General features: G+C 36.2%; 1 protein-coding gene. It reads left to right on the forward strand.

Features of this window, described 5'->3' with window-relative positions; translation table 11 throughout:
* Positions 1-146: 146 nt before the first annotated feature.
* A complete protein-coding gene (gene ppdK / locus PHP06_10935) occupies positions 147-2768 on the forward strand; it encodes a pyruvate, phosphate dikinase (protein ID MDD3841054.1) in 2622 nt (873 codons plus the stop codon).
* Positions 2769-2996 lie beyond the last annotated feature (228 nt).

Consider the following 2996-nt stretch of genomic DNA (forward strand, 5'->3'; position numbering starts at 1 on the left):
AATTATATTTTTATTGTATAATATATCTAGTTTTGATGTATTATCTGTAAAAACAATCAAAACCATTATTAGAAATTGATGGCCTAAATGTTTAAAGGTTTTTATACTTTAAACTTGAGATAAAACTTTTAAGGAGGAGGAACCATATGGCAAAAAAGTATGTATATTTGTTTAAAGAAGGAAACGCAACTATGCGAAACCTTCTGGGGGGTAAAGGTGCAAACCTTTGTGAAATGACTAATTTGGGTTTCCCGGTGCCTCAAGGATTTACTGTAACTACAGAAGCTTGTATAAAATATTACGATGATGGAGAGAAAATTTCTCAAGAAATAACTGATCAGATACATCAGAAACTTAGAGAGCTTGAAGAAATAGAAGGCAAAAAGTTTGGTGATATAAATAACCCATTATTAGTATCGGTAAGGTCTGGGGCAAGGGTATCAATGCCTGGTATGATGGATACAATACTCAATCTGGGTTTAAATGATGAATCAGTAAAAGGTTTGGCGAAAGCAACGAATAATGAGAGATTTGCATATGACAGCTATAGAAGATTTATTCAAATGTTTGCTGATGTTGCTATGGGAGTGCCTAATTCAAAATTTGAAGAAATACTTGAGAACGTTAAAAAAGAGAATAATGCTACATATGATAGCGACCTAACAGCTGAAAATCTAAAGGTAGTTATCGAAAAATATGAAGAGTTATACAAAAAAGAGATAGGAAAAGATTTTCCTCAAGATCCTATGGAACAGCTACTCGCATCTGTTGAAGCTGTATTTAGTTCATGGAATAATCCTAGGGCCATTGCTTACAGGAAAATAAATGACATACCAAACAATTGGGGTACTGCGGTAAATGTTCAAACCATGGTATTTGGAAATATGGGTGAGAGCTCTGGAACGGGTGTGGCATTTACTAGAGATCCTTCAAATGGTGAAAATAGATTTTTTGGTGAGTTTTTAATGAATGCTCAAGGTGAGGACGTTGTTGCTGGCATAAGAACGCCACAGCCTATAGCTTCATTAAAAGAAATCAATGAAGAGATATACAATCAACTAATTGATATAGCAGAAAAGTTAGAAGATCATTATAGAGACATGCAAGACTTGGAGTTTACCATAGAAAATGGAAAGCTATACATGTTGCAGACTAGAAATGGAAAGAGAACAGCTGCTGCAGCACTCAAGATAGCCGTAGATCTTGTTAATGAAGGAAAGATAACGGAGCAAGAAGCGGTGCTTAGAGTTGAGCCTGCTCAATTAGATCAGCTATTGCATCCAACGTTTGAACAAAGTGCATTGAAAAAGGCTAATCCTATAGCTAAAGGGTTACCTGCATCGCCAGGTGCTGCAAGTGGTAAAGTATACTTTACTGCTGATTCGGCTGTTGAAGCAGTATCCAGAGGGGAGAAAGTCTTACTTGTAAGAACTGAAACATCCCCGGAAGATATAGAAGGAATGCATGTTGCTGAAGGAATACTAACCTCAAGAGGTGGGATGACATCACACGCTGCAGTTGTAGCAAGAGGAATGGGTAAATGCTGTGTTGCAGGCTGTGGAGAGATAAAGATAAACGAAGACGGAAAATATTTCGTAGCGAAAGATAAAAAATATGTTGAAGGGGATGTAATATCCCTTGATGGTTCAACAGGTTTTGTTTATGGCGAAGTAATACCTACAGTGGCACCTAAGGTAAGCGGAAATTTTGCAGTGCTCATGGGTTGGGCTGATAAGGCAAGACGTTTGAAAGTAAGGACAAATGCCGATACTCCTAAAGATGCAAAAGTTGCTGTTGATTTCGGTGCACAAGGCATAGGATTATGCAGAACTGAACATATGTTTTTCCAAGAAGATAGAATACCCGCTGTTCGGGAAATGATAATATCAAAGGAAGAGGAGCAGAGAAGGAAAGCGTTGGCTAAGTTGTTGCCTATGCAAAAGCAAGACTTTAAAGGTATATATGAGGTGATGGAAGAAAGACCTGTTACTATAAGGTTATTGGATCCACCGCTTCATGAATTCTTACCTAAAGAAGATCAAGACATACAAAAACTTGCACAAGAAATGAATATCGACTTCGAAGATTTAAAAGCCACAGTATTAGGGTTGGAAGAATTCAACCCGATGCTAGGACATAGAGGTTGTAGACTAGCGGTAACGTACCCTGAGATTGCAGAAATGCAGACCAGAGCTATTATAGAAGCTGCAATTGAGGTTAAAAATGAAAAGGGTTATAATATAATACCGGAGATAATGATACCTCTAGTAGGTGAATTAGAGGAATTAAAATATGTAAAGAATACAATAGTCAAAACGGCTGATGCAGTGATAAAAGAAAAAGAAGTAGAATTGGAATATTTGGTAGGAACTATGATTGAATTGCCTAGGGCCGCATTGACAGCAGATGAAATAGCAGAAGAAGCGGAATTCTTTTCATTTGGAACAAATGATTTAACCCAGATGGCTTTCGGTTTTTCAAGAGATGATGCTGGCAAGTTCTTAGATGATTATTATGACAAACAGATATTTGAGAATGACCCATTTGCAAGGCTGGATCAAAAAGGTGTAGGAAAATTGGTAGAAACAGCTGTGAAGCTTGGCCAGCAAACCAAGCCTGATATAAAATTGGGTATATGTGGGGAGCATGGAGGAGACCCAAGCTCGATAGAGTTTTTCCACAAGGTTGGTTTAGAATATGTTTCATGTTCACCCTTCAGGGTTCCGATAGCAAGACTTGCTGCTGCACAAGCTGCTATCAAAAAATAAATAAATTTAAATATTAACAAAAAAAGATAAATAGTTTATAATAAACTATTTATCTTTTTTTAACCATATGTTTGGGTATATATAAATAGAATAGATTAAAGTAAAAGCAATATTTTAATGAATAATCTGAAGACATAGAGCCTACGAGTGTTTTTAAAATATTCTATCAAAATAGAAAAACTATAAAATTTAAGGAGGATATATATTGTTGCTGTTGTATATTATATA

This window comes from Clostridia bacterium (assembly GCA_028698525.1).
Classification (GTDB): Bacteria; Bacillota; Clostridia; order JAQVDB01; family JAQVDB01; genus JAQVDB01.

Excerpts from the sequence above, each read along its gene's own strand:
- ppdK (MDD3841054.1), top strand. The coding sequence starts at position 147 with ATGGCAAAAAAGTATGTATATTTGTTTAAAGAAGGAAACGCAACTATG.